The sequence below is a fragment of the Pandoraea communis genome, from assembly GCF_902459745.1.
Classification (GTDB): Bacteria; Pseudomonadota; Gammaproteobacteria; order Burkholderiales; family Burkholderiaceae; genus Pandoraea; species Pandoraea communis.
Map to the genome: position 1 here is coordinate 947,600 of NZ_CABPSJ010000001.1, position 23,005 is coordinate 970,604.

General features: G+C 62.4%; 21 protein-coding genes. 10 read left to right on the top strand and 11 right to left on the bottom strand.

The genetic code is table 11. The features are described from left to right. Positions 1 to 62: 62 nt before the first annotated feature. Positions 63 to 476, top strand: coding sequence for a hypothetical protein (locus PCO31110_RS04385; protein ID WP_150689704.1), 414 nt, complete (start codon positions 63 to 65; stop codon positions 474 to 476). A 115-nt stretch (positions 477 to 591) separates the two neighbouring features. On the opposite strand, the gene PCO31110_RS04390 is transcribed toward PCO31110_RS04385, so the two are convergent. Next, complete coding sequence (locus tag PCO31110_RS04390; protein WP_150689705.1) at positions 592 to 1,827, bottom strand: MFS transporter; 1,236 nt, start codon at positions 1,825 to 1,827, stop codon at positions 592 to 594. A 402-nt stretch (positions 1,828 to 2,229) separates the two neighbouring features. Between PCO31110_RS04390 and PCO31110_RS04395 the strand changes: the two genes are divergently transcribed. Next, the gene (locus tag PCO31110_RS04395) at positions 2,230 to 3,834 is read left to right on the top strand and encodes an EAL domain-containing protein (RefSeq protein ID WP_168162939.1); all 1,605 of its coding nucleotides are present in this window, start codon (positions 2,230 to 2,232) and stop codon (positions 3,832 to 3,834) included. 82 nt (positions 3,835 to 3,916) lie between these two features. Here the strand turns inward: PCO31110_RS04395 and PCO31110_RS04400 are convergent, their stop codons facing one another. After that, on the bottom strand, positions 3,917 to 4,216 hold the full coding sequence (locus tag PCO31110_RS04400) for a hypothetical protein (RefSeq protein ID WP_144265878.1): 300 nt from the start codon (positions 4,214 to 4,216) through the stop codon (positions 3,917 to 3,919). Between the two features lie 275 nt (positions 4,217 to 4,491). Between PCO31110_RS04400 and PCO31110_RS04405 the strand changes: the two genes are divergently transcribed. Next, a complete protein-coding gene (locus PCO31110_RS04405) occupies positions 4,492 to 5,295 on the top strand; it encodes a TOBE domain-containing protein (RefSeq protein ID WP_246189718.1) in 804 nt (267 codons plus the stop codon). 45 nt (positions 5,296 to 5,340) lie between these two features. Here the strand turns inward: PCO31110_RS04405 and PCO31110_RS04410 are convergent, their stop codons facing one another. Beyond that, a complete protein-coding gene (locus tag PCO31110_RS04410) occupies positions 5,341 to 6,516 on the bottom strand; it encodes an MFS transporter (protein WP_010806737.1) in 1,176 nt (391 codons plus the stop codon). Between the two features lie 179 nt (positions 6,517 to 6,695). On the opposite strand from PCO31110_RS04410, the gene PCO31110_RS04415 reads away from it, so the two are divergent. Continuing rightward, entirely contained in the window at positions 6,696 to 7,604 is a 909-nt protein-coding gene (locus PCO31110_RS04415) for a LysR family transcriptional regulator (protein WP_150689706.1), read from the top strand. A gap of 38 nt (positions 7,605 to 7,642) precedes the next feature. Here the strand turns inward: PCO31110_RS04415 and PCO31110_RS04420 are convergent, their stop codons facing one another. The 4 genes from PCO31110_RS04420 to PCO31110_RS04435 form a co-directional block, all read right to left on the bottom strand. After that, positions 7,643 to 8,533, bottom strand: a complete 891-nt coding sequence (locus tag PCO31110_RS04420; RefSeq protein ID WP_150689707.1) for an oxidoreductase — start codon at positions 8,531 to 8,533, stop codon at positions 7,643 to 7,645. A gap of 67 nt (positions 8,534 to 8,600) precedes the next feature. Further along, positions 8,601 to 9,428, bottom strand: a complete 828-nt coding sequence (locus tag PCO31110_RS04425) for an EamA family transporter (RefSeq protein ID WP_010806740.1) — start codon at positions 9,426 to 9,428, stop codon at positions 8,601 to 8,603. Positions 9,429 to 9,502: 74 nt separating this feature from the next. Next, a complete protein-coding gene (locus tag PCO31110_RS04430; protein WP_150689708.1) occupies positions 9,503 to 10,408 on the bottom strand; it encodes a LysR substrate-binding domain-containing protein in 906 nt (301 codons plus the stop codon). A 234-nt stretch (positions 10,409 to 10,642) separates the two neighbouring features. After that, positions 10,643 to 11,938 carry an MFS transporter gene (locus PCO31110_RS04435; RefSeq protein ID WP_246189719.1) on the bottom strand — a complete coding sequence of 432 codons (1,296 nt, stop codon included), beginning with the start codon at positions 11,936 to 11,938 and terminating at the stop codon, positions 10,643 to 10,645. 309 nt (positions 11,939 to 12,247) lie between these two features. On the opposite strand from PCO31110_RS04435, the gene PCO31110_RS04440 reads away from it, so the two are divergent. Both PCO31110_RS04440 and PCO31110_RS04445 read left to right on the top strand, forming a co-directional pair. Further along, entirely contained in the window at positions 12,248 to 13,141 is an 894-nt protein-coding gene (locus PCO31110_RS04440) for a LysR family transcriptional regulator (protein ID WP_150583652.1), read from the top strand. 49 nt (positions 13,142 to 13,190) lie between these two features. Continuing rightward, the gene (locus PCO31110_RS04445; RefSeq protein WP_010806744.1) at positions 13,191 to 13,565 is read left to right on the top strand and encodes a hypothetical protein; all 375 of its coding nucleotides are present in this window, start codon (positions 13,191 to 13,193) and stop codon (positions 13,563 to 13,565) included. Positions 13,566 to 13,611: 46 nt separating this feature from the next. Here the strand turns inward: PCO31110_RS04445 and PCO31110_RS04450 are convergent, their stop codons facing one another. Then, positions 13,612 to 13,974 carry a DUF2288 domain-containing protein gene (locus PCO31110_RS04450; RefSeq protein ID WP_150689710.1) on the bottom strand — a complete coding sequence of 121 codons (363 nt, stop codon included), beginning with the start codon at positions 13,972 to 13,974 and terminating at the stop codon, positions 13,612 to 13,614. Between the two features lie 192 nt (positions 13,975 to 14,166). Here PCO31110_RS04450 and PCO31110_RS04455 point away from each other — a divergent pair, with 192 nt between their 5' ends. Then, entirely contained in the window at positions 14,167 to 14,589 is a 423-nt protein-coding gene (locus PCO31110_RS04455) for a hypothetical protein (protein ID WP_010806746.1), read from the top strand. Positions 14,590 to 14,697: 108 nt separating this feature from the next. Here PCO31110_RS04455 and PCO31110_RS04460 read toward each other — a convergent pair whose 3' ends face one another. The 3 genes from PCO31110_RS04460 to pepE all read right to left on the bottom strand — a co-directional run bounded on the left by PCO31110_RS04460 (position 14,698) and on the right by pepE (position 17,567). Next, positions 14,698 to 15,609 carry a DMT family transporter gene (locus tag PCO31110_RS04460; RefSeq protein WP_150689711.1) on the bottom strand — a complete coding sequence of 304 codons (912 nt, stop codon included), beginning with the start codon at positions 15,607 to 15,609 and terminating at the stop codon, positions 14,698 to 14,700. Between the two features lie 39 nt (positions 15,610 to 15,648). Beyond that, positions 15,649 to 16,623: a fatty acid desaturase family protein gene (locus PCO31110_RS04465; RefSeq protein WP_174979308.1), complete on the bottom strand. Its 975-nt coding sequence runs from the start codon at positions 16,621 to 16,623 to the stop codon at positions 15,649 to 15,651. 230 nt (positions 16,624 to 16,853) lie between these two features. After that, positions 16,854 to 17,567 carry a dipeptidase PepE gene (pepE, locus tag PCO31110_RS04470; protein ID WP_010806749.1) on the bottom strand — a complete coding sequence of 238 codons (714 nt, stop codon included), beginning with the start codon at positions 17,565 to 17,567 and terminating at the stop codon, positions 16,854 to 16,856. 466 nt (positions 17,568 to 18,033) lie between these two features. Here pepE and PCO31110_RS04475 point away from each other — a divergent pair, with 466 nt between their 5' ends. The 3 genes from PCO31110_RS04475 (at position 18,034) to PCO31110_RS04485 (ending at position 23,001) form a co-directional block, all read left to right on the top strand. Continuing rightward, positions 18,034 to 20,214, top strand: coding sequence for a malate synthase G (locus PCO31110_RS04475; protein WP_150689713.1), 2,181 nt, complete (start codon positions 18,034 to 18,036; stop codon positions 20,212 to 20,214). A gap of 109 nt (positions 20,215 to 20,323) precedes the next feature. Further along, positions 20,324 to 21,601 carry a DUF445 domain-containing protein gene (locus PCO31110_RS04480; protein ID WP_150689714.1) on the top strand — a complete coding sequence of 426 codons (1,278 nt, stop codon included), beginning with the start codon at positions 20,324 to 20,326 and terminating at the stop codon, positions 21,599 to 21,601. 293 nt (positions 21,602 to 21,894) lie between these two features. Next, a complete protein-coding gene (locus PCO31110_RS04485; protein ID WP_246177692.1) occupies positions 21,895 to 23,001 on the top strand; it encodes a porin in 1,107 nt (368 codons plus the stop codon). Positions 23,002 to 23,005: the final 4 nt, after the last annotated feature.

A 23,005-nucleotide genomic window follows, 5' to 3' on the forward strand; every position in this document is an offset into this window, starting at 1 on the left:
CGCAAGTCCCGGCACGGCCTTATGCAGGACTCATCCCCTGTCGACAATCTCAAGGACTCCGAATGTCGCATTCTCATCTGTCGCGTGCCCGCCGGGTCGCACTCGGCACGGCGCTCGTCATCGGCGCCAGCCTGGCCGCCCCCGCGTTTGCCGCTTCCAATCTCATGTTCATGAGCAACTCGCCGCTGGCCTACATGAAAAAGGCCGACAACGAGTCGTTCGCCAAGGCCGCCGACGAGGTCCTATCCACCAAGCAGGACAACGAAACCGTCGTGTGGACCAACAAAGGCACGCACAACTCGGTCGCGATCACGGCTCACCTCACGCCGACCAATACCCAGAAGGACGACACCAAGACCTGCCGCGACCTGAACGTGCTGCTCGGCGCGAAGGGTCAGGAAGTCTTGCTCAAGCTCCCCGCCTGCAAGAAGGGCGACACCGGCCGCTGGGAACTGCAAAAGCGCGGCACGCAGTAATCCCCCTTGCCTTCGCGGCATCAGACAAGAAAAACGCCGGCCCCGAAATCTCGGGCCGGCGTTTTTCATTGCGTCGCAGGTGTACAGGCACCGGCGAATCCTGCAAGCAGCGGCCTCAGGCCGCAGCCACCTTCTTTTTGCCTTCGACATCAGGCAGCAGAATCGTCACGATACCCAGCAGCGGCAGATAGGCGCACACGTGGTAGACGAAGTCGATGCTCGTCGAGTCGGCGAGTTGCCCCAACACGGCGGCACCCACGCCTCCCATCCCGAACGCGAAGCCGAAGAACAGCCCCGACACGGTACCGACCTTGCCCGGAATCAGCTCTTGCGCATAGACGAGAATGGCCGAGAACGCCGAGGCGAGAATCAGGCCGATCGCAACCGTCAGAATGCCGGTCCAGAAGAGATTCGCGTACGGCAGCATCAGCGTGAACGGTGCCGCGCCGAGGATCGAACCCCAGATCACATACTTACGGCCAATCTTGTCGCCCAGCGGCCCGCCGATCATCGTGCCCGCCGCCACAGCGAACAGGAACACGAACAGATGTACCTGAGCGCTTTGCACCGACACGTGGAACTTGCTGATCAGATAAAACGTGAAGTAGCTGCTGATGCTCGCGAGATAGAAGTACTTCGAGAAGATGAGCACCAGCAGAATGCCGATGGCAAATATCACCTTGCCGCGCGACAGGTGCGCGTGGCCGCCCCGGCGCGCCGCCGGCTTTCCCTTGCTCGCGGCGCGCTGCGAGGCATACCAGCGGCTCACCTGGAACAGCACCGCAATCGCCACGAGCGCCGCCACGGAAAACCACGCCACGCTGCCGCGGCCATGCGGCACGATGATCAGCGCGGCGAGTAACGGGCCAAGCGACGAGCCGACGTTGCCGCCGACCTGGAAGAACGATTGCGCCATGCCGTGGCGTCCGCCCGAGGCCATGCGTGCGACGCGCGAGGACTCCGGATGGAACACCGACGAGCCCATGCCGACGAGCGCAGCCGCGACCAGCAGCACGCCGAAGTTCGGTGCGACCGCCAGCAACAGCAGGCCGACAAGCGTGAAACCCATGCCGACCGGCAGCGAATATGGCTTCGGATGCTTGTCGGTATAGAGACCGACGACCGGTTGCAACAACGACGCCGTGATCTGATACGTGAGCGTGATCAGACCGACCTGGCCGAAGCTCAGGTCAAAGCTCGCCTTGAGCAGCGGATAGATGGCCAGGATCAACGACTGAATCATGTCGTTGAGCAAATGGGAGAAGCTGATCGCAGACAGCACGCGAAACGCCGTGCCCTGCGCAGCCGGCGAGGAGGCGCCGGGAAGGGACGTTGCAGGTTGACTCGACATGGGATGAGGATTTACGTCAAAGGCTTTGGAAAATCGAACTTTCCGGCGGCTTTCGTGCAGATATGCATGAAAGTTGGGATATATCCCATTTTCTGCCGAAAATTGAATAAGTGAAGTGTAGAGCATGCGTAAATCGTCGTTACGCCAAGTTTTGTCGCGATTCCGCCATCCCAGCCCACCGCTGCATGCGTTGTAGAAAACGACAAGAGGGGCTCGGCAGGTGGTCGCGGATCTGGCCCCTGATATACCACCGACGAGCCGGCCCGGCCCTTTATCGCAAGGGTTTGTGCGGGTTTATCGGGCGTTGGTCGGCGTCAGGGATTCGTGTAGAGTCGATTGACGAGTTGTGCCATGCAGCACAAAGCACAAGGGCCCTACTCCTTCCTTGGTTCGCGGCAAAACATGATTCAACATTCCAGAGTCGTGCAGTGGCTGGTGACCGGGCTTGTGGTGACGGTCACGCTTCTTATTGTTCTCCTGCTCGGCTGGTTACGCGTCGTCGGCGCATCGCAAACGATTTTGCAGGAAGAGGCCGAACGCCAACGCGATGCGCTCGAGCGCATTGTCGACCGCGCCGACACCACGCTTCAGGGTGCCACCGCCTGGGTCGGGCGCAACTGTAGCGAGGTCAACAGCGCGCTACAGGCCGAAGGTACGCTCAGCCCTTACTTTCGTTCCATCTGGCTTGTGTCTCACGGCAAGATGTATTGCTCGTCGGTGCTTCGCACGAACGAGGCCATCGATATGCCGCTGCCGAACGAACTGGTGCCGTTACTCACGGGAACGCGCGCCCTTTTTGTCGCCAGCACGCCTTATGTTCGAGACGCCCCTGCGTTGGCGATTTTCGTTCCCACCTCCGCCACCGACGGCGTGCTGGGATTTGTCGACGGGGTGTACCTCACCGAGTCTTTACATAGCGTGAAGAACAACAATCTCGAATGGACGGCGATGACCATCGGGAAGCTATCGCTGACGTCCGAGGCGCCAACGCTGGAATCCGCCAATGTCGCCACGCGCGGCGCGCAAACTACACTCACCTCGGAACTCTTCGCGACGTCGCTCGCGGGTAGCCCGTCGTTGACCCGCAGGCTGATTGCCAATTACACCCCCATCTTTCTATCCTTCGGCGCCGTGATCGCGGTCTTGCTGGGCATTCTGACGTTCCGCCATCTCAGCCCGGCGCAGTTCATGCGGCGACAGATCGCACTCGGCATCAAACGCAACGAATTCAAGGTGTACTACCAGCCCGTGATGGAGCTGGCGACGGGACGCTGCACCGGTGCCGAGGCGCTGGTGCGCTGGCATCACCCCGTGGCCGGTCTGGTCCGGCCCGACGCCTTCATTCCCATCGCGGAGGGCAACGGTCTGATTATCGAACTCACACGTTCGTTGCTTAAGCTGATTCGCAACGACGTTGCGAAGGGCGCGTTACCGCAAGGCTTTCATATTGCGATCAATCTCGCCGAGCGCCACTTGCGGGATAACACCATCGTGCAGGATATCGAACGGATTTATGGGTCGCTGAACGACACCTATCCGCTCATCGCCGAGATCACCGAACGTTATGTCATTCGCGACTCGGCAGCCGCGCGCAACGTGATGGCGGAACTCCAGCGCCGGGGTATCGAAACGGCACTGGACGACTTCGGCGCCGAGAACAACTCCATCGGCTACCTGAAGCGCTACGACTTCAACTATCTGAAGATCGACAAGGAGTTCTTGCCGGTTACCGAAGACGACGTGGTCACGCGCAACATCTGCGACTCCATCATCGATCTGGCCGAGCGCATGGGGATGACGATCGTTGCTGAGGGTGTCGAGAGCGAAATGCAGGCGAATTATCTGCGCGAGCGCAACGTCACCTACGCACAGGGATACCTGTTCGCGCGGCCGATCTCGTTCGACGAATTGGTGCCGTTTGCGGTGGCCCATGCGGGCGCGACGGTGAAGCAGGTGTCTGCGACAGTCACACCGATCACGCCCCTGACGCAACCCAAGGCGGTTTGAGCACCAGCGCAACGCACGACGAAAACGCCTGACCGGAAAACACAACCGGCCAGGCGTTTTGCCTGACGGTACTGCGAAGAGATCAGAAGACCAACTGCGGCATATTGTTGCGCGGTGCGGGCATAGCTGCCGCACGCGTGCTATCCCTCATTTCGGCGCGCAGCAACCACAATCGCTGTGCGACGAAACGTCTGAAGCGCATTTCACCCGCGGAGAAAGAGATTTGCATCTGATGTCGCTTGCCGTTGGGCAGCGTGCGAACCAGACGATAGTATCGAGCCCCGTCAACCGTTTCCTTGATATTCCTGACGCGCATCATTTCACCCCGTTTCTGTTGTGTCAGGTGAGTGGGCACTTCGGCAAACGTCGCATTCCCGGTCAAGCCGCATCAAACCTGAACTTCAGCCTGACGCGACGCCGACCGGCACTGGGGGGGCATGCGGCGAAATTCAATGTAGTGGAGAAACGTCCCCCATTCGTCCCCCAAAAGGGCGGCCGAAGTGCGCTTCGTTGGTGCGCCGCAACACTTCCGCGTCCAGCGCCGGTTTTCGCTGGTTCGCCCACCTTCTACAATGCGGTCACCTGCTGCGTTTGATCGAGAAAATCACTATGGTTTCCGAACCTTCTTCAATGCCGGACGGCGTTTTACACGACGAAATGAATGACGCCCTGCAAGTGAGCGGTTCGCTTTGGCTGCATCGCGGCAACTCGTCGCTCGGTGGTCAGGCCCGGATTGCACTGCTCGAACAGATTGCCGCACACGGATCGATCACTGCGGCGGCAAAGGCCACGGGCATGAGTTACAAGGCGGCATGGGATGCCGTGGATGCGATGAATCAGCTTGCCGGCGAGCCGTTGGTCGCGCGCAGCACAGGCGGTCGCGGCGGTGGCGGCACACGCCTTACCGCGCGCGGCGCGAAACTCGTGGCGGCCTTTCGGGCGGTAGAAGCGGCCCAACGGCAATTCCTCGCGCGCGTGGCCAACGATCTGGAACATTTCGACGAGCAGTGGCCCGTGATCGCCCGGCTCGGTCTGCAAACGAGTGCACGCAATCAGTTGCACGGCACCATCACCGACATTCGACGCTGTGGTGTGAACGACGAAGTCACGCTGACCTTGCCCGGCGGCGAAGCGATTACGGCGTCACTCACGCATCACAGCACGCAAACGTTGGGGCTTGCCATCGGTGGCGATGCGTTCGCGCTCATCAAGGCGCCATGGATCGATATCGCGCGCGGCGCAGATCTCGCAGGACTGCCAACGGCAAACCGGCTCTCGGGCACGGTCGACGCCATCACCGACGACGCCGGACAAGCCGAAATCATGCTGGCGTTGCCCGGTGGCAGCCGGCTCGCCGCCGTCATGCCGCACGAGACGCTGGCGGCTCGGGGACTGGCGGAAGGCGTTGGCGCAACAGCCGTATTCCCGGCCGCCAGTGTGATTGTGGGCGTGATGGCCTGACGCAAGGGCGTCAGGCCATCGAGCACGTTACAGCGCAGGCGTTTCTCAGTTCGTCGCGACTTGCAGGCTCGCATCGCGACGGTCCAGGCGCAGGCTGAGCAACGCAACACCCACGCCGGCCAGCGGCACGAGCGCGGCCACCCAGGGCACCGCCGCCAGACCCGGACCGTGGTCGATGACGAAGCCCCCCAGCCACGCGCCGATGGCGTTGCCGAGATTGAAGGCGGCGATGTTGAAGCTCGATGCGAGGCTTTCCCCCGCCCCCGAGGCCTTTTCCATCACCCACAGTTGCAGCGGTGCGACTGTCGCGAACGCTGCCGCGCCAAGCAGGGCCACGAACACGATGGCCAGCCAGTGCGAGTGCAGCGCAAAGGTCATCAGCCCGAGAACGACGGAGAGCGCCAGCAAGCTGCCCAACACGGTCGGCACCACGCGACGATCCGCGAGTTTGCCGCCAAGCAGGTTACCGATCACCAGGCCGCCGCCGAAGATCAGCAGAATCGGCGAAACGGCACCTTCGGCAAAACCGGTGACTTCGGTGAGCAGCGGGGCAATGTACGTGAATACGCCGAACACACCTACCCAACCGAGCACCGTCGTAAGCAAGCCGAGCAGCACCGGACGGCGTGCCAGTGCACGCAGATCGGCACGCCAGTCACCCGCATCCTTCGGTGCTGCAATCTTCGGCACGAACCAGGCGATCACGAGGAACGCGAGTGCGCCAATGACCGTGACCGCCCAGAAGCTGGCGCGCCAGCCGAAGTGCTGACCCAGCCACGTACCGAACGGCACGCCGAGAATGTTGGCGACGGTCAGCCCCGTGAACATCACGGCAATGGCCGACGCACGGCGCTCACGCGGCACCAGACCGGTTGCGACGACCGAACCGACACCGAAGAACGTACCGTGGGCGAACGACGTCAGCACGCGGGCAGCCATCAGCGCCCCGTAGCTCGGCGCCAGCGCACACGCGGCGTTACCGATGGTGAAGATCGCCATGAGCACCAGCAGCACCGTCTTGCGCGGCCAGCGGGCGGTGGCGGTTGTCATGAGCGGGGCGCCAACGACGACACCCAGCGCATAACCGGAGATAAGCAAGCCTGCGGCCGCGATCGAGACACCGAAATCGGCGCCGACGTTGAGCAGCAGACCCATGATGACAAATTCCGTCACGCCGATGCCGAAGGCACCGGCGGTCAGGGCGTAGAGGGCGATGGGCACGGAAGACTCCTGTCTGAATATAAGGAAAGGTCACGCCGCCGAGGTGACAGCCGTAACCGATGTGCGGAATATAGACGCCCTCGCATTGATGAAATAGACTGCGCGAAGGAAAATGATTTGTGACTTGGCGTCACAGCGTCGCGCAAAGCCAGTTGTGGCAAGGGACAGGGACACATTCGATGGGTCGACAGGACGTCAATCGCTCAGGCGATATGGAAGTTTTCGTGCGGGTCGTGGCGCATGGCGGCTTCTCGGCGGCGGCGCGCGCGTTGCATATGACACCGTCTGCCGTAAGCAAGCTGATTGCCCGGCTCGAGTCTCGCCTGGGAGCGCGCCTGTTCAATCGCTCGACGCGTCGTCTGCAACTCACGCCCGAGGGCACGTCGTTCCACGAGCGCGCGTTGCGCGTGCTGGCCGACATCGAAGCGGCCGAGCGCGAAGCTGCGGCCGGGGCCGTGCCGCGCGGCCTGCTGCGCGTGAATTCGAGCGTACCGATCGGCTCGCTCTATCTGTTGCCGGTGATTCCGGCATTTCTGGCGCAGTACCCCGAGATCCGTCTGGATCTGACACTCACCGATACGGTGGTCGACCTGCTGGAGCAGCGTGCCGACGTTGCCGTGCGCGCAGGTCCGCTGCGTGACTCGCGGTTGGTGGCCCGCAAGCTTGGCGAGAGCCGCCTGCATGTGGTCGCGTCGCCCGAGTATCTCGCGCGCAACGGCCCGTTGCGATCCCCAGCCGACCTGATTCATCACAACGTCATGGCCTTCAATTTCGACCGTCAGGTGCAGGGGTGGCCGTTTCTCGACGGCGCCGGCGGTATCACGCACTATCCGCAGATCGGCAACATGGCCGTGAGCGACGGCGATACCATGCGCAAGCTCGCGATCGAGGGGCTGGGTCTGGCCCGCCATTCGCGCTATCACGTCGATGCCGATTTGCGTGCGGGACGGCTCGTCACCGTGCTGGAAGACTACAATCCCGGCGATCTGGAACCGGTGCATGCGGTGTATGTCGGGCAGGGCGGCCACTTGCCCGCGCGCGTGCGCGCGTTTCTCGACTTTCTCGTGGCCAACGTTCACCTGCCCTGAACCCGCAGAGATTCTGCCCCCTTCCCGGACTCCGCGACTTAACCTGGCCCGTCACTGGCCGCAGCCAGAAGTGGCACGATCAGATCGCTGATTGGCGTAGGGATGCCGCGCGCACGCGCATATCGCTGCACCACCCCGTTTCGGCTGTCCCATTCGAGCGGGCGCCCGGCTTGCCGGTCGGCGAGGATCGACGTGCCCAAGTCGGGCGGGGAATGGGCAAATTGATCCACGATCGCTTGCGCGACGTCGTCGCCCAGTGTTGCACCCGCCGCACGAGCCACCTCAAGACACTCCCGTAGATAGGCGAGCGCCAGCCCGGCGATGTCGCTTCGGGAGAACATGCCTGCGCGACGATTTGTCAGCACCATCAACCCTGCTACCGCGTTCTGTAGGAGCTTTCGCCAAGCGACGGATGTGAAATCCGTCGCGACGTCGACCGAACACCATGTGCCACGCAAAGCCTCGAGCACCAGGCGGGTCCCCGGCGCGTCAGGCAATGTGAGGCGCGCTTGGCCACGCAGCCAAACCGAGGCATCCGGTTCGCGTTGTGCGGGAAACCAGACCACCGAGGGCAGCACTGGCCCCCCATGCAAGTGCGGCGCAACAAGCGCTTTCTGCTCAAGACCGTTTTGCAGCACGCAGACCACCGTCCTTGCGTCGCACAGTGCCGAAAGCAAGGAGGCGGCTGCCGCCACCTGTGTCGACTTGACCGCGACGAACACCAGATCGAATGTGCCCCTGATCTCGACAGGATCAATCCGCACCGGACCAGGAACCACAATGCGATCGCTATCGATACGCAGCACCAGGTGCTCATGCATCGTACGGCCGTATATCGCCGGCGTGCGTCCAACCGCATGCATCGCAGCAGCGACAGTCGTGCCAATTGCCCCCGGGCCCAGGATGGCAACGGATGGATTCTCAGACATCGTGGTGGTTCTCCTGTCGTCTTGTCATTCCGGTCATACGAGTGCGCGACGCTCGTTAATGTGAGCGTCATCCGATGATCGCCGCCCCGATGGCAATGACGGTGCACGCCAGCATCTTCCGAACGGTCAACGCATCGCCAAGGAAGAAATACCCAATCAACGCTGCGAAAAGCACGCTGGTTTCGCGCAGCGCCGATACCGCCCCCATGGGCGCGCCAGCCATGGCGTAGATCACAATCCCGTAGGCCAGAAGAGAGACCAACCCGCCGACAAATGCCTGGGTGAATCCGGGGCGGATGGCCAGCAAACTACCTGCGCCGCGCAGCCCGATGTACACCACTGGCATCAAGATGCCCCACAAGGCGCACATCCAGACCGTGTAGGCCAGCGGAGCGCCGGACAGGCGCACGCCGATGCCGTCTGCCACGCTATAGGCAGCAATGAAACACCCGGTTCCCAAGGCGTACGGCAGGCTGGTGACCGCAAGCCCGCGCCCGTTGAAGGCCAGGAAAACGATACCGCCTGACACCAGCACAACGCCGAGCAGGGCATCGATCCCGATTTTCTCTCCAGCGAACGCCGATGCCGCGACGACGATCATCACGGGGGAGGAGCCTCGTGCAATCGGATAGGTCTGCCCGAGTTCGCCCGCGCGATAGCTCCTGACAAGAAACAGGTTATAGCCAACGTGCAGCACCGCGGAAAGCACGGCATACCCCCAACTGGCTTCGGCTGGCGGCTTCAGAAACAGGGCGATTGTGGCGCTGGCGATCGCAACGGCCACACACATGATCGTCATCGACCAAAGCCGGTCGGCCCCGCCACGCAGCAGCGCATTCCAACTGGCGTGCAGAAGGGCCGCCATCAGTACCAGGAGAACGATGTGAAAAGGCATGCGCCATACTAAGCATCGTCGGCCCCTTGGTTAAGCGAAGTCTCCTCATTGCATGATGAGTCAATCCTCATGGGTTACCGATAGCTTTGCTGAGCCTTGCCGGACTCCGCCAGCAGCCAGTGGCGAAAGTTGACGATGTGGGGCTGTGACTCGACGCCCTTCGGGCAGACAAAGTAGTAGGCCACCGGAGAAGGGAATGGGACGTCAAACAGTCGGACCAGACTGCCGTCGCCGATCTCGGCTTCAACGTGTCCACTTCTTGCCAGTGCAATCCCCTGCCCCAACAGCGCCGCTTCAATCGTCATGTTGGTGTCGGCAAATCTGACGCTTTCCTTGAGCGCCGATATGGCCACCCCGACGTGTTGAAACCAAAGCGCCCATTTCGGCACCAAATCTGAGCCATCACGCGTGAGCAGCGGGTAGCGTAATAATTCGACAGGTTCGCACGGTACGCCAAAGCGGTTCAGAAGATCGGGACTGGCCACCGGAAAAATCTGCTCCCTGAACATGAAATCCGAATGCAGTGCCGGGTAATTTCCACTACCGAAACGGATCGCAACCTCCGGTTCCGTGCTCGAAAACTTGATGGCAGTGTCGGTGGTTTCGAGTGTGACCAGAATTTCCGGGTGCTGCCGGGACAGACTCGGCAGCCGGGGCAACAGCCATTTCAGGGCAAAGGAATACGTCGTACTGACCCTCAGCCGGACTCGGCCTTTTTTCTCTCTCAGGTCGGCGAGCGTTGCCCCCAGACTCATGAAGAACTCACGCACGATCGGCGCGAGGGCTGCACCTGCAGGTGTCAGGCGTAATGACTTGCCTCGCTCGAACAGCTGCAACCCCCACAGGTCTTCGAGGTGCTTTAGCTGATGACTGACCGCACTTTGGGTGATGTGCAGCTCCTCTGACGCAGAGGTAAACGTCGCGTGCCGTGTCGCGACCTCAAATGTGCGCAAAGTGGCGGTAGGCGGCAGATCTCTCATGTCATCGCTTCCTCGGTGAGCGTTCCAGAATTTCACACGTATGAATCGATGCTCATGATGGGGCCTCTCGCCGCAGCGCTCAAGATGCCCGTTGGCGATGTCCTAACGCCCCCCCCTAAGGGCTAGGGATGCGAAAGCGCTCGCGCCGCTTCGCGACCAACGAATAGGCCACGCAACGCATCCCCCTCAGCCATGTCGACTCCCGATGACCGCGCTTATGACTTTCGCCAAGGCTCAGCCGCGCGACCGGTCGCGATGCGACCAGACAAAGAGCGGCCACGCCAGCGCGGCGCAAATCAAGCCACCCGCCCATACCAGCCCCCAACCGCCAATCGACAGCAGCAGCGGGATCGTGAGCGGCGTAAGGAACATCGTCAGGAAGACGCCTGTGTTACCGATGCCGAGCGCTGTCCCGGCACGTGAGGCGCCCGCGAGCGTTGCCAGCTCCGTGAATGCGACACCGTGCCACGCCGACGCGACGACGCCGCCCGCAATCAACAGCGCGATCAACCACGGTGTGCCGTGTGCGAGCCAATCGGGGCGATGCGCGAGCGCCGTCACGAGCAGCGCCAGAAGCGCGAAAACCACGCCGACGACAATCGTGCACACGCGCAAATACACCGGGCGATTACGACGCTTGTCCGTATAACGCCCGCTCCACACACGCGTGATCGCAGCCCCCGTCTGCACAGCGACTAGCGTGAACGAGATCGTCGCCACGCTCACGTGCGCAAAGTCATGCAAAAACACGGTGCCGAACGTCAATACGGCGACTTGCGGCATCACGAGCACTGCCATGCCCAGCGCTGTGCTCAGTAAGCGCGCGTCGCGCAACGGGGTGTAGCTCGCGGCGGGACGCCCGCCCGTAGCGCTCGCGGCACGGGCTGCCGTGCTCACCTTGTCATCCGGTTCGTGCGGTTCCTCCGGCGGCTCAATCAACCACAGCCACGCCATGAATGCGGCGGCGACACACGCGAGCGCCAATTCGAAGTACACCGCGCGGAAGCCGAAATACAGCGCCGTGCCCGGCAATACCAGCGCACCGATGCCGCCGCCCATCGGCACGGCGCATTGCCGCACGCTCATCGCCAGACCGCGCTCGCTATCATGAAACCAGCGCATGATCGCGCGCCCGCTCGATCCGTTCACACTGCCACCGAGTACGCCGATGGCCAGCATCCCCGCTGCGAGCATCGGCATCGACGGCACGAAATGTGCCGTCGGCACCCCCCACAACGCCAGGCCGGCGAGCGCCGCCGCCGTCACCAGCAGCCCGACAAGCAGCACCCGCCTGTCGCCCCAGCGATCGGTGAGCATGCCCCACGGTAATTCGGAAATGGCGATACCCAGGCCGATCATGCCGAGCACGATGCCGAGATCGCCGTTAGCCAGCCCGTAAGCGCTGCGCATCTGCACGGCGGTGGCGGGAATGCCGCCCATGGCGGCAGCAAAGCTACCGTTGGCCGCCACGCCGACGCCCAATACCTTCCAGCGATGGTTACGACCGAGGGCGTGGGTAACGGTTGGCACAGCCGGAACGGCCAGAACAGGTGGCGCCTGATTGGCGGTAGCAGGGGCAGTACATAGGCGTTCATTCATGTGTGACACGGTGCGCGGCCCACAGGCACGCGGCTCAGAGGAGAGAAGTCGCGGCGTCCATCTCCCCGTGAAGCCTGGGTTCAAGACGCCATGCTCCGCATCCTACGGATAGACAATCCATCGGAAAAGCGGGAAAATTCGATGCCTTATATCGTTTTTTCCGGATTAACTCCGAATGTAGGCGGTGTGCGGTGCGCGCCTCCGACGCCTCTTCAAAAGCGAGACTTCCCAAGAGCCACCATGAACGCCCGCGCCTTCGATCTCACGCAGTTGCGTACCTTTATCGCCGTTCACGACGCCGGCAGCATTTCGGCAGCCGCAGAGCAGATCTTTCTGTCGCAATCGAGCGTCAGCGAGCAGCTCAAGAAGCTCGAAGCGCGTGCCGGACAGCCGTTGCTCGTGCGTTCGCGCAAAGGCATGCGACCCACCCCCGCCGGCACGCGACTGCTCGCCTATGCGCGGCAGATCTCGGCGCTGTCCGAGGCGGCGTTCGAAGACCTGCAAGGCGTGCTGCTCGATGGCGAGTTGCGCATCGCCATCACCGATTACTACCGTCCGCACGACGTTGGCCGTGTCCTCAAACGGTTCACGAGTCTGTATCCGCGCCTGCGCCTGCATGTGAGCGCCATGCAAAGTGCGCAGATCGAGCGCACCGCGCTGACTGGCGAACACTTCGATGTGGGATTGGCGTTGCGCCTGATGAACGAGGATGTCGGCCGAGGCGCCAAAGCGCTGGGCTATCGAACGCCGGGCACGCTGGTGCGCCGCGAACGTCTCGTGTGGGCGATGTCGTCGTCGCTGGCCGAGCCCGTCGGCGAACCGCTGCCGCTGGTGACGCTGCCGCCGTCGTGCGCGCTGCAAAGCCTCGTGCTCGGTGTGCTCGAGCGACACAAAGTGCCTTACCGCGTCTCTCACTCCGCAGCGGGCGTGGCCGGCATGCAACTGGCGCTCGGTGCAGGGCTGGGCATCTCGTGCCTGAACGAATCGGCACTCACGTCCGATCTCATCGTGTGCCCGCCGTCCCTCGGTCTGCCGCCGCTGCCGCGCGCAGAATTCCACCTGCTGCCCGGACGCGCCGACGAAACCGATCTGATCCGGCACGCCCGCAATGCGCTGCTGCGACTCTTCGCGTGATACCTTTGCCCCCTGATCCCGATTTTGTCCGCTTAATGCGGTTGCCGTCATGCCGGAAGCCACTCCGATTCGTCTGAATTTCAACACCCGCCGCGCGCTGCTGTTCGCGTTGACGGCCGAGCGTCTGTCGGCGTTCTACGAGCATGGACAGTGGATGACGGACAAGCAGGGCGCCACACTCGCGCAAATGTGGCTATCGCGCTCGAAGCTGCAATTGCCGCTGGAAGAACGGCGTCTGCTCTCGACGCTGAGCGACGACTTCGCGCGCGAGCTGGCTGGCTCACTCTCTCGCGAAGCCGGCTTGTACACCGCGCATGAAATGATGGAATCGCTCGACGCAGACTACGCGTACGCGTCGGTCGTCGCGCAAGATCTGCTGGAAGATTGCACGCGACGCCTCGTCGAGGCGGGGGTTACAGAATAACCGCGAGGCATCACGCCGCATCGGGAGCGGCCGCAACGCCGATTCATTACACGACGATGCCGCGCTCCTGCACCAGCACCCAGGGCGCCACGACGACGGCCCACAACGCCGGCGTGCGCGCGGCGAAATCGGTCGCGTGTTCGGCCTGCATACGTTGCACCATACCCGACGAAAGCCATTGGGACACGGTGTCCTTATCGTCGTTGGCAACCGCCTCGGCGACCGACACGAGATCAACACCGGGGGCAACGTATAGCAGCACGCCGCGCGCGAAAAAGGACTCCAGATCCTTCCAGTCGATCTTGGCAGTTTCGCCGAGCAGGCGTATATAGACATCGCTCGCCCCCGGCGTGGCGTTTTGCGGCGACTGACCGGCTTGGGCGGGCTTTGACGACTTTGGCGAATCCATGACAGCGTGGCTCCAGGGCAGCGCAGGCCGAAGAGCGGCGGCGTGCGGAAAACCGGAAATATCGAAAACCCGCATTGTAATGCGCCCCGGCGTGCGCGACGGTGGTAGCATCGGAACCCCACGTATGACGCCGGTGTCGCAGCGACATGGCACGGCCGCTACGTGGTGGCTAACGCTTTACCGAGGAACCGCATGTCCAAACAAAAAACCGATCCCAAGCTGGAACAAGCGCTGACGCGCGGCGATCTCGCCATGCGCCAGATCAACTCTGCCCGTGCAACTGCGCTACTGCGCGCGCTTGGCGAGATGATCGTGGCGGCGTCGGCAACGATCGGCGTCGAAGCGGTGGTAGACGTGCCTAACGGCGACAAGGTCTACGACCCGGAAAACGGTGTGTGGCCGCAGGCACTCGTGCTGTCGTTCGACGGCCCCATCGACGAGGCCGAAGAAGAAGAGCTGCGCACCGTGCAGTTGATCGCCGACAAGTATCCGGAGACGTTCCGGGTGGTGTGGCATCGCGCCGATGGCAAGATGGGCCGCCATGAAGCGCGTCCGCTCGCGATGGTCGCCTTCCTGACCGACGTCGAAGTGCCGTGGCTCGACGACGACGCCTGATACCGGATCGACACTGCCAGCACGAGGGACGGCATCGCCGCACTCCCTCATGACGCGTGCCGACCGACCGCCGCCCGAGGCTCACGCCCGGGCGGCGGTTTTGTTTGGTCACTCGGCTGATGCGCTATGCAAACATCGGTCGGGCCGATGCCAGACCGCGATCAGGAGTCCCACCGCAATCAAACCTGCGCCAAGCATCCCTGCATCGCTCAATCGGTCGCCAAGCAGCGCGAATCCAAAAAGCGTGGCAAACAGGGGATCGCTGGTCTCGATGATCTGCACTTTGCTGGCTTGCCCGCCTTCCACCGCACGCGTTGTGAAATAGAAGCCACCGATGGTGGGAAGCAAGACGAGCGCACACACGGTTATCCATGTGGAACCCTCAGGTATCGCGAAGCCCTCGCGCAAAAGCGGCATCAGCAGAAACAGACTTCCGAATCCGAAGAGCCATACCAGTTGAGGCAATCCCGAACCGATCCTGAACCACTTGGAAAGGAAGATGAACAGCGCATAGCCGCACCCGCCAGCCAACGCCAGCACAATGCCGGACAAACTACCGGTCACGCCGTGCTCGAACAGGCTCATCAATCCCACACCCACGACGATCGCAGCGAAGGCGATAATCGTCTGGCGCGTGACCTTTTCCCCAAGCAACAGGCCGGATAACGCGATAGTGGCACCGCCTGCGGCATAGGTGAGGAAGGAAACCAGCGGAATCGACGCCTGCGCGAACGCCTTCGTTTCAAAGGAGTAAAGACCGAAGATACCCAGTAGCGAAAGACACGCAAACTGCGGCCAGCGTCTGACGAGACTGACGGTTTGCTGCCTTAGCTGCGGTCGACATGCGCAGAGTCCAGCGACCAATACGAATGCGCCGAAGCACTTCCAGAAGGCGATCAAGCCGGGCGTTGCCCCTTGATCGAATCCGGTGCGCGTCAATACACCGATCGTGCCGTTCAAGAGGGCGGCGAGCAGCGCACAGGCCTCGGGCCCATAGCTCGTTCGAGCGAAGAAGCGCATTTCGAATATGGCGTTTGCGGTGGCGCTGAAACGGCACCGTCAGGGCGTCGAGGGTGTTTTCACGAAGTGGATAAAGGACACTCGGCTTTTACGGTCCGACGAGAAGATGCCGCCCCACCTGTCGTCCCATTCCGCGAACGCACGGTCTGCCCTGAGAATCCGGGTCGCGGCAGCGAGATGCCAATGGGGAACGCCGGGCAACAGATGATGTGTCAGGTGAAACGAGTCACCATGCATGCCGATGAACAGGCGCTCGACCCAGAAGGAATATCGGTTTCGCGAGCTGAATGGCCACTCGTTGGCCGCCTCCATGAATGGGTAATGCTCCGATAACTCGCTGAACCAGCCGACGAGGGGAAAGACCAGAACCAAAGGGATCCACCAAAAGAGCATCAGGCTCCCCAACCAGCCGTAAGCGTAGGCAGTGGCAGCGATGGACACATGAAAGGCGACGATCAACCAAGACTCGATCTGCGTCTCGTTCGGCCGGGATGAGAACGACAAGCGACTCAGGAGGAGAGATTTGATGTACCGGATCGTCAAACGACCGCCTATCGCGCTTAGAACGAATCGCCGGAAAAAGCGCGGACCTCGTGGGGTCTCATACACTCCCGCGTCGTTCAATTCCCGGAAATCCGGATCGCGAACGGCATCGCCCAATCGGGCGTGGTGTGCGATCACGTGGGATCGGCGATAAGCCAGCATGGATTGCATGACTGGCCAGCCGCAAAAGACTCGGCCCGCAGCGCGATTCAATCCCTGGAATCTGAATAAGATTCCGTGCGATGCGTCATGAAAAAGACTTGCCAATGCGCGCTGTCGTGTCCCGATAATCAGGATCGACAAGGGGTACAGCAACGGATGTACCTTTAGCGACAGCGCACAAGCCGCAAGGATCCAGACGTAGTCGGAAACAAGGGAAACAACCCCTCGGTAATTGTTTCGCTCGCATAGTGCTTTGATGCTGCGCTTCTGGTCTCGGGTCAGTTCGAGATTCGTGTATTTGCGTACCATGCTCCCCCCATCGAACATGCCGACGACGGTTGAGGGGCATCCCCATCTCCCGTCATCCCATCTCACGCTCCGAGGGGAAAGCGCGCATCCAGTTTGACCTTGCATTCTGCCAGCGGAAGTACGCCAGCAGAACGCGATCGGGTGCGAAAAGTCAGAATTCAGAATTTTCGGATGACTGATCTTTCACGGCGTCATCCGTCAGATGCGCAGTCGCATCGAATCCGCACAACTCAGATTGACGCCAGCGCAAACGTACTGCCCGTCGCGATCTTGTCGACGGCGCCGCCCTGCCTGAAGTGCAACGCGTCGAATTCGCCGAGCACCGTGGCGTTCTCCCCCTGCACGTGCAGTGCCGTGCCTTCGGGGATACCGACGACGCTCTCGTCCGGATTGATCGCCAGATACTCGGCGAGACGCTCCTCGCGCGACTCGCCGTTATGCCCGGCCGGCTTGCCGCTGATGAAGTGCGGATTCACCTGAAACGGAATCAGGTTGAGCGCCTTGAGTGTCGGCGGCTCAACGATGGGCATGTCATTGGTCGTGCGAATGGTCGGGCAGACAACGTTCGCCCCGGCGCTCCATCCCACGTACGGCATGCCGGCGTTCACACGCTCGCGCAACAGACCCACAATCCCCGCGTTGTACATGCGGTCGAGCAACGCGAACGTATTGCCGCCCCCCACCACAACGGCTTGCGCCTGTTCGATGGCCGCCCGCGCGTCCTTGTGGCGATGAATCGATTCGAGCACGTAGCCCAGCCGGTCGAACGTCGGTTTCACGCGCGCTTCGTACTCGTCGTAGCTGAAGGTGATGCCCCCGGCGTAGGGCACGAACAGGACGCTTTTCACGCGCCCCCTGAGCACCGCGTGCACCTGATCGCCGGCGTGCGCCAGAAAGCCCAGGTTGCCCTTGCGGGAGCTGCTCATCATCAAGATCTGTTTCACGACTCATGCCTCCTGGGCAGATGTTCTCGGGGGTGCGGCCAGGTTCCGGCGCACAGCGTGCATTCGGTGCAGACGAAGAGTGTACCCGGCGGCCCACGCATTCCCCTGCCAATCGTGGACATCGCCATTTCGCATTTGCGACGCCCACGCTTCTCATGAAGTGAAATGTCATACCGAATGCTGCAATCGCACACGAGAAATCGAGCACCGGGCGCAAAGCCTTATGTCACGGGTGTCATATGCCAACCCATATGCCACCTATAAGCTACGGGGGGTCTGACGGATCGCAATCCTGGGTTTCCGATCGCCCGGAGAAGGATTACACTCAAACTCTTATATAAGACTGCCCCTTATCGTCTGTTCCGTCTGTCCTGGCGAAGCGCTTTCCGGCAAACAATATGCCGTTACGCGCGCCGGGGCCGGACGACATCGCGTCAAACTGGTTTTCAAACTCGAGTACAGCATCATGACTTCCACTTCCCAGCGTGGCGGCCTGAAGGTCGCAGACAATCTGATCGCGTTCATCGAAAAGGAAGCCCTGCCGGGCACCGGCGTCGATGTGGAGGCGTTCTGGAAAGGCTTCGACGCCATCGTCCACGACCTCGCCCCGAAGAACCGCGCCCTGCTCGCCGAGCGCGACCGCCTGCAAGGCGAACTCGATGGCTGGCACCGCGCCAACCCGGGCCCGATTGCCGACGCCGCCGCCTACCGTGCGTTTCTCGAAAAGATCGGTTACCTGCTGCCGGCACCGGCCAGCGTCAAGGCCACCACGGCCAACGTCGACTATGAAATCGCCGAACAGGCCGGCCCGCAGCTCGTCGTGCCGCTCTCCAACGCCCGCTACGCCCTGAATGCCGCGAACGCGCGCTGGGGCAGCCTGTACGACGCGCTTTACGGCACCGACGCCATCGCCGAAACGGGCGGCGCCGAGAAGGGCACCGGCTACAACCCGAAGCGCGGCGAACTCGTGATCGCCTTTGCGCGCGGCTTCCTCGATCAGGCCGCGCCGCTGGCCGACGGCTCGCACAAGGACGCCACCGGCTACAGCGTCGAGAACGGCAAGCTCGTCATTGCGACCAAGAGCGGCAAGACCGCACTGGCAACGCCTGCCCAATTCATCGGCTATCAGGGCGACGCTGCCGCGCCGGTCGCCGTGCTGCTCAAGCACAACGGTCTGCACTTCGAGATCCAGTTTGACGCCACGCACCCGATCGGCAAGACCGACGCGGCCCATATCAAGGACGTGCTCGTCGAAGCCGCCGTGACGACCATCATCGACTGCGAAGACTCGGTCGCCGCCGTGGATGCCGACGACAAGGTCGACCTGTACCGCAACTGGCTCGGCCTGATGCAAGGCACGCTCACGGAAGACGTGTCGAAGGGCGGCAAGACCTTCACCCGCCGCCTGAACGCCGACCGCGAGTACACCGGTGCCGATGGCAAGCCCGTGAAGCTGCATGGCCGCTCGCTGCTGTTCATCCGCAACGTCGGCCACTTGATGACCAACCCGGCGATCACCGACCGCGAAGGCCGCGAGATTCCCGAGGGCATTCTCGACGGCGTGGTCACAGTGCTCGCCTCGCTGCATGACCGCAAGCATCAACTGAACTCGCGCACCGGCTCGATCTACATCGTCAAGCCGAAGATGCACGGCCCGGCCGAAGTCGCTTTCGCCGACGAGCTGTTCAGCCGCGTCGAAGACCTGTACAGCCTGCCGCGCAACACGCTCAAGATGGGCATCATGGACGAAGAGCGCCGCACCAGCGTGAACCTCTCGGCCTGTATCGCCGCCGCCGCATCGCGCGTCGCGTTCATCAACACGGGCTTCCTGGATCGCACGGGCGACGAAATGCACACCGCGATGGAAGCCGGTCCGATGATGCGCAAGGGCGACATGAAGTCGTCGGCATGGATCACCGCCTACGAGAAGAGCAACGTGCTCGTGGGTCTGGCCGCCGGCCTGCGCGGCCGCGCACAGATCGGCAAGGGCATGTGGGCCATGCCGGATCTGATGCACGCCATGCTCGAGCAGAAAATCGCGCATCCGAAGGCCGGTGCGAACACGGCCTGGGTGCCGTCGCCGACCGCCGCCACGCTGCACGCACTGCACTACCACATGGTCGACGTGCAGGCTGTCCAGCAGGCACTCGAGAAGATCGATTACGCCAAGGAACGCGACACGCTGCTCACGGGTCTGCTGACCGTGCCGGTCGTGGCCAAGGCCGAGTGGAGCGCCGACGAGATCCGCAAGGAAATCGAAAACAATGCGCAGGGCATTCTCGGCTACGTCGTTCGCTGGATCGATCAGGGCGTGGGTTGCTCGAAGGTGCCGGACATCAACGACATCGGCCTGATGGAAGACCGCGCCACGCTGCGCATTTCGAGCCAGCATCTGGCGAACTGGCTGCGTCACGGCGTGGTCACGCGCGCGCAGGTCGAAGAGACGCTCAAGCGCATGGCCGCCGTGGTCGACAAGCAGAACGCCGGCGACAAGCAGTATCGTCCGATGGCGCCGAACTTCGACGACTCGCTGGCGTTCAAGGCCGCAAGCGCGCTGGTATTCGAAGGTCTGACGCAGCCCAACGGCTACACCGAGCCGCTGCTGCACAAGTACCGTCTCGAGTTGAAGGCCAAGCAACGCGGATAATCGCCTGAGGTGATCGCCCGACGATAAGTCAAAGCCGCACAGGACTTATCATCCGACGCCCGACGGGGTAACCTGTCGGGCGTTTGTATTTTCAGGAGCCGGCCTGCGCATGGACCCCGCCATCGCCCTGCAACGCGCCGAACGGCGTGCCCTGTCCTTCCTGCTGGTAGCGCTGGCGATTTTCATCGCTACGCTCTTCATGCCCGTGCACTTCGCTACGGGCTGGATTCGCGCGGCGGCCGAAGCCGCGATGGTCGGCGGACTGGCCGACTGGTTTGCGGTCGAAGCGCTGTTCCGGCGCATTCCGATCCCCGGCCTCGCCCGGCATACCAACATCCTGATCCGAAAAAAGGACGCCCTCGGTGACGGCCTCGCCCGCTTCGTGCGCGAGAAGTTTCTCGACACGCCGTCGGTCGTACGGCTCATCCAGCAACAAAATCCGGCGGATGCCGTCTCGCACTGGCTCGGCTCGCACGAGAACACGCGCCAATTGAGTGCGGTGTTGGTGAAAGTGGCGAGCGGCGTGCTCGACGTGATGGACGAGCGCAACGTGCAGGCCTTCATCCGCCGCGCGCTCGACACGATGATCGACCGGCTGGACCTGTCGCAATCGGCGGCCGCCATTCTGGACACGCTCACGCGCGACGGCCGCCATCAGGCACTGCTCGACGAGACGCTCGACTATCTTGTCGAACTTCTCAACGAGCCGCAGACGCGCGAATTCATCTCGGCACGCATCGTCGACTGGCTCAAGACCGATCATCCGAAGAAGGAAAAAGTGCTGCCGTCAGCGTGGCTCGGCGACAAGGGCTCGGACATGATCTCGGCGGCCGTCACCCGCCTGCTTGCGCAAATGGAGGCCGACGAGTCGCATCAACTCCGTCAGGCATTCGATCGAGCGGTGGCGGGGCTGATCGAACGGCTGAAGCACGACGCCGAATTTCAGGCGAAGCTCGACGCATTCAAGACACAACTCAAGGGCGACACGGCGCTGAACGCCTATGCAGGCGGTCTGTGGAACGAATGGCGAAGCTGGGTGAAGCGCGATCTTGCACGCGACGATTCGGTGATCGGCGCCAAGATCACCGGCGCGGCAGCGTGGATCGGTCAGGAACTGGCGCGCAGCGCATCGCTGCGAAAAGCGCTCGACGCGCAATTGCTCGACGCCGCCGAGCGCATGGCGCCGGGCTTCGCCGACTTCGTGACGGATCACATCCGCTCGACGGTGCATGGTTGGAACGCCGAGCATCTGTCCCGGCAGATTCGCCTGAGCGTTGGGCAGGATCTGCAATACATCCGCATCAACGGCACCCTCGTCGGCGGACTGATCGGTGCGGTGCTGTATCTGATCGCGCAAGCGCCGGTGCTTCTCGCGCGCGCCCACTGACGACTCCCCCTCCGGCAGCCCGGCAGACACCACCGCTCAGGCCGGTGTCTGCCTCGCGCAACGCTAAGGCGGCGGGTCACGACACTCGCCCGGCGTCCGCCTTCCCGAGATGCCACGCGGCTTCCCCGTTTATATCGATTCAATTTATCGATATATAAAAAATCAAAATTATATTTATACAACCTCGTTCCCTATAGTTCGGTCCCAGCCGCGCCGTCTCTCGCAAGCGCGCAGATGCTTCCCGAATACCCTAGAGAACGCCACACCTCATGAAGACCACGATTCTGGCCCGTATGGGCTTTGCCGGCGCATGCGCCGCAGTGAGCCTTGCCGCGACCACCGCGCATGCGCAAAGCAACGTCACCATTTACGGCCTGATTTCGGGCGGCGTGGGCTACGTGAGCAATCAGGGCGGCAACAAGACGTGGCAGGCGCTCTCGGGCACCAACCAGAATCCGCGCTGGGGTTTCCGAGGCTCGGAAGATCTCGGTAACGGCACCAAAGCCATCTTCACGCTCGAAGCCGGCTTCAGCATCGTGAATGGCACGGGCGCCCAGAACGGCCGCGCCTTCGGCCGTCAGTCGTTCGTCGGTCTGTCGGACAACACCTGGGGCACGCTCACGCTGGGTCGTCAGTACGACACTATTCACGATTACGTCGGCCCGATCATCATCTCGAGCAACGGCGTGAACATCGGCGACAACGACAACGGATACAACGATATCCGCATGCAGAATTCAGTGAAGTGGGTGAGCCCGACGCTCGGCGGCTTCCACGGCACGGCGCAATACGGCTTCTCGAACTCGGCCACGGGCTTCCGTAACAACAATGCCTACAGCTTCGGCCTCGCCTACAAGTACGCCGACTTCGACTGGAATGCGGCCTACGCGCAGTACAACAACCCGTTCAGCGGCACGAACAACGACGGCGCCATCGCCAACGATTACGCCAGCCCGCTGCTGATCTTCTCGAAGAGCGCCACGCGTGCGAACGTCTACGCGAACCAGCAGCGCATCTTCGCCACGGGCGGCTTCTACCGCTGGGGCCCGGCCCTCATCGGCGCGATGTTCTCGGACGTGCGTTATACGTACCTCGATGCGTCGCACCTGCATCTCCAGAACTACAACCTGACGCTGAACTACAACATCACCCCGGCCCTCGTGCTCGGCGCAGCGTATGGCTTCACATCGGGCAAGTACGATGTGATCAATACGCGTCCGCAATGGCATCAGGTGAACCTGCAAGCCGATTACTGGCTGTCCAAGCGCACGGACGTCGCGCTCACGCTCAACGCCCAGCAAGCCGCCGGCGATGCGCGATACGCCCAGCTCTTCGGCTACGCGGCCTCGAGCACGAAGCGCCAGATGGCCGTGACGCTCGGCATGCGCCACACGTTCTGACGCG

Excerpts from the sequence above, each read along its gene's own strand:
- PCO31110_RS04440 (WP_150583652.1), top strand. The coding sequence starts at position 12,248 with ATGAACGCCCGCGCCTTCGATCTCACGCAGTTGCGTACCTTTATCGCC.
- PCO31110_RS04385 (WP_150689704.1), top strand. The coding sequence starts at position 63 with ATGTCGCATTCTCATCTGTCGCGTGCCCGCCGGGTCGCACTCGGCACG.
- PCO31110_RS04450 (WP_150689710.1), bottom strand. The coding sequence starts at position 13,974 with ATGGATTCGCCAAAGTCGTCAAAGCCCGCCCAAGCCGGTCAGTCGCCG.
- PCO31110_RS04480 (WP_150689714.1), top strand. The coding sequence starts at position 20,324 with ATGGACCCCGCCATCGCCCTGCAACGCGCCGAACGGCGTGCCCTGTCC.
- PCO31110_RS04485 (WP_246177692.1), top strand. The coding sequence starts at position 21,895 with ATGGGCTTTGCCGGCGCATGCGCCGCAGTGAGCCTTGCCGCGACCACC.
- PCO31110_RS04390 (WP_150689705.1), bottom strand. The coding sequence starts at position 1,827 with ATGTCGAGTCAACCTGCAACGTCCCTTCCCGGCGCCTCCTCGCCGGCT.
- PCO31110_RS04425 (WP_010806740.1), bottom strand. The coding sequence starts at position 9,428 with ATGCCTTTTCACATCGTTCTCCTGGTACTGATGGCGGCCCTTCTGCAC.
- PCO31110_RS04395 (WP_168162939.1), top strand. The coding sequence starts at position 2,230 with ATGATTCAACATTCCAGAGTCGTGCAGTGGCTGGTGACCGGGCTTGTG.
- PCO31110_RS04445 (WP_010806744.1), top strand. The coding sequence starts at position 13,191 with ATGCCGGAAGCCACTCCGATTCGTCTGAATTTCAACACCCGCCGCGCG.
- PCO31110_RS04465 (WP_174979308.1), bottom strand. The coding sequence starts at position 16,623 with ATGGTACGCAAATACACGAATCTCGAACTGACCCGAGACCAGAAGCGC.
- PCO31110_RS04430 (WP_150689708.1), bottom strand. The coding sequence starts at position 10,408 with ATGAGAGATCTGCCGCCTACCGCCACTTTGCGCACATTTGAGGTCGCG.
- PCO31110_RS04415 (WP_150689706.1), top strand. The coding sequence starts at position 6,696 with ATGGGTCGACAGGACGTCAATCGCTCAGGCGATATGGAAGTTTTCGTG.
- PCO31110_RS04405 (WP_246189718.1), top strand. The coding sequence starts at position 4,492 with ATGAATGACGCCCTGCAAGTGAGCGGTTCGCTTTGGCTGCATCGCGGC.
- PCO31110_RS04460 (WP_150689711.1), bottom strand. The coding sequence starts at position 15,609 with ATGCGCTTCTTCGCTCGAACGAGCTATGGGCCCGAGGCCTGTGCGCTG.
- PCO31110_RS04420 (WP_150689707.1), bottom strand. The coding sequence starts at position 8,533 with ATGTCTGAGAATCCATCCGTTGCCATCCTGGGCCCGGGGGCAATTGGC.
- PCO31110_RS04455 (WP_010806746.1), top strand. The coding sequence starts at position 14,167 with ATGTCCAAACAAAAAACCGATCCCAAGCTGGAACAAGCGCTGACGCGC.
- PCO31110_RS04475 (WP_150689713.1), top strand. The coding sequence starts at position 18,034 with ATGACTTCCACTTCCCAGCGTGGCGGCCTGAAGGTCGCAGACAATCTG.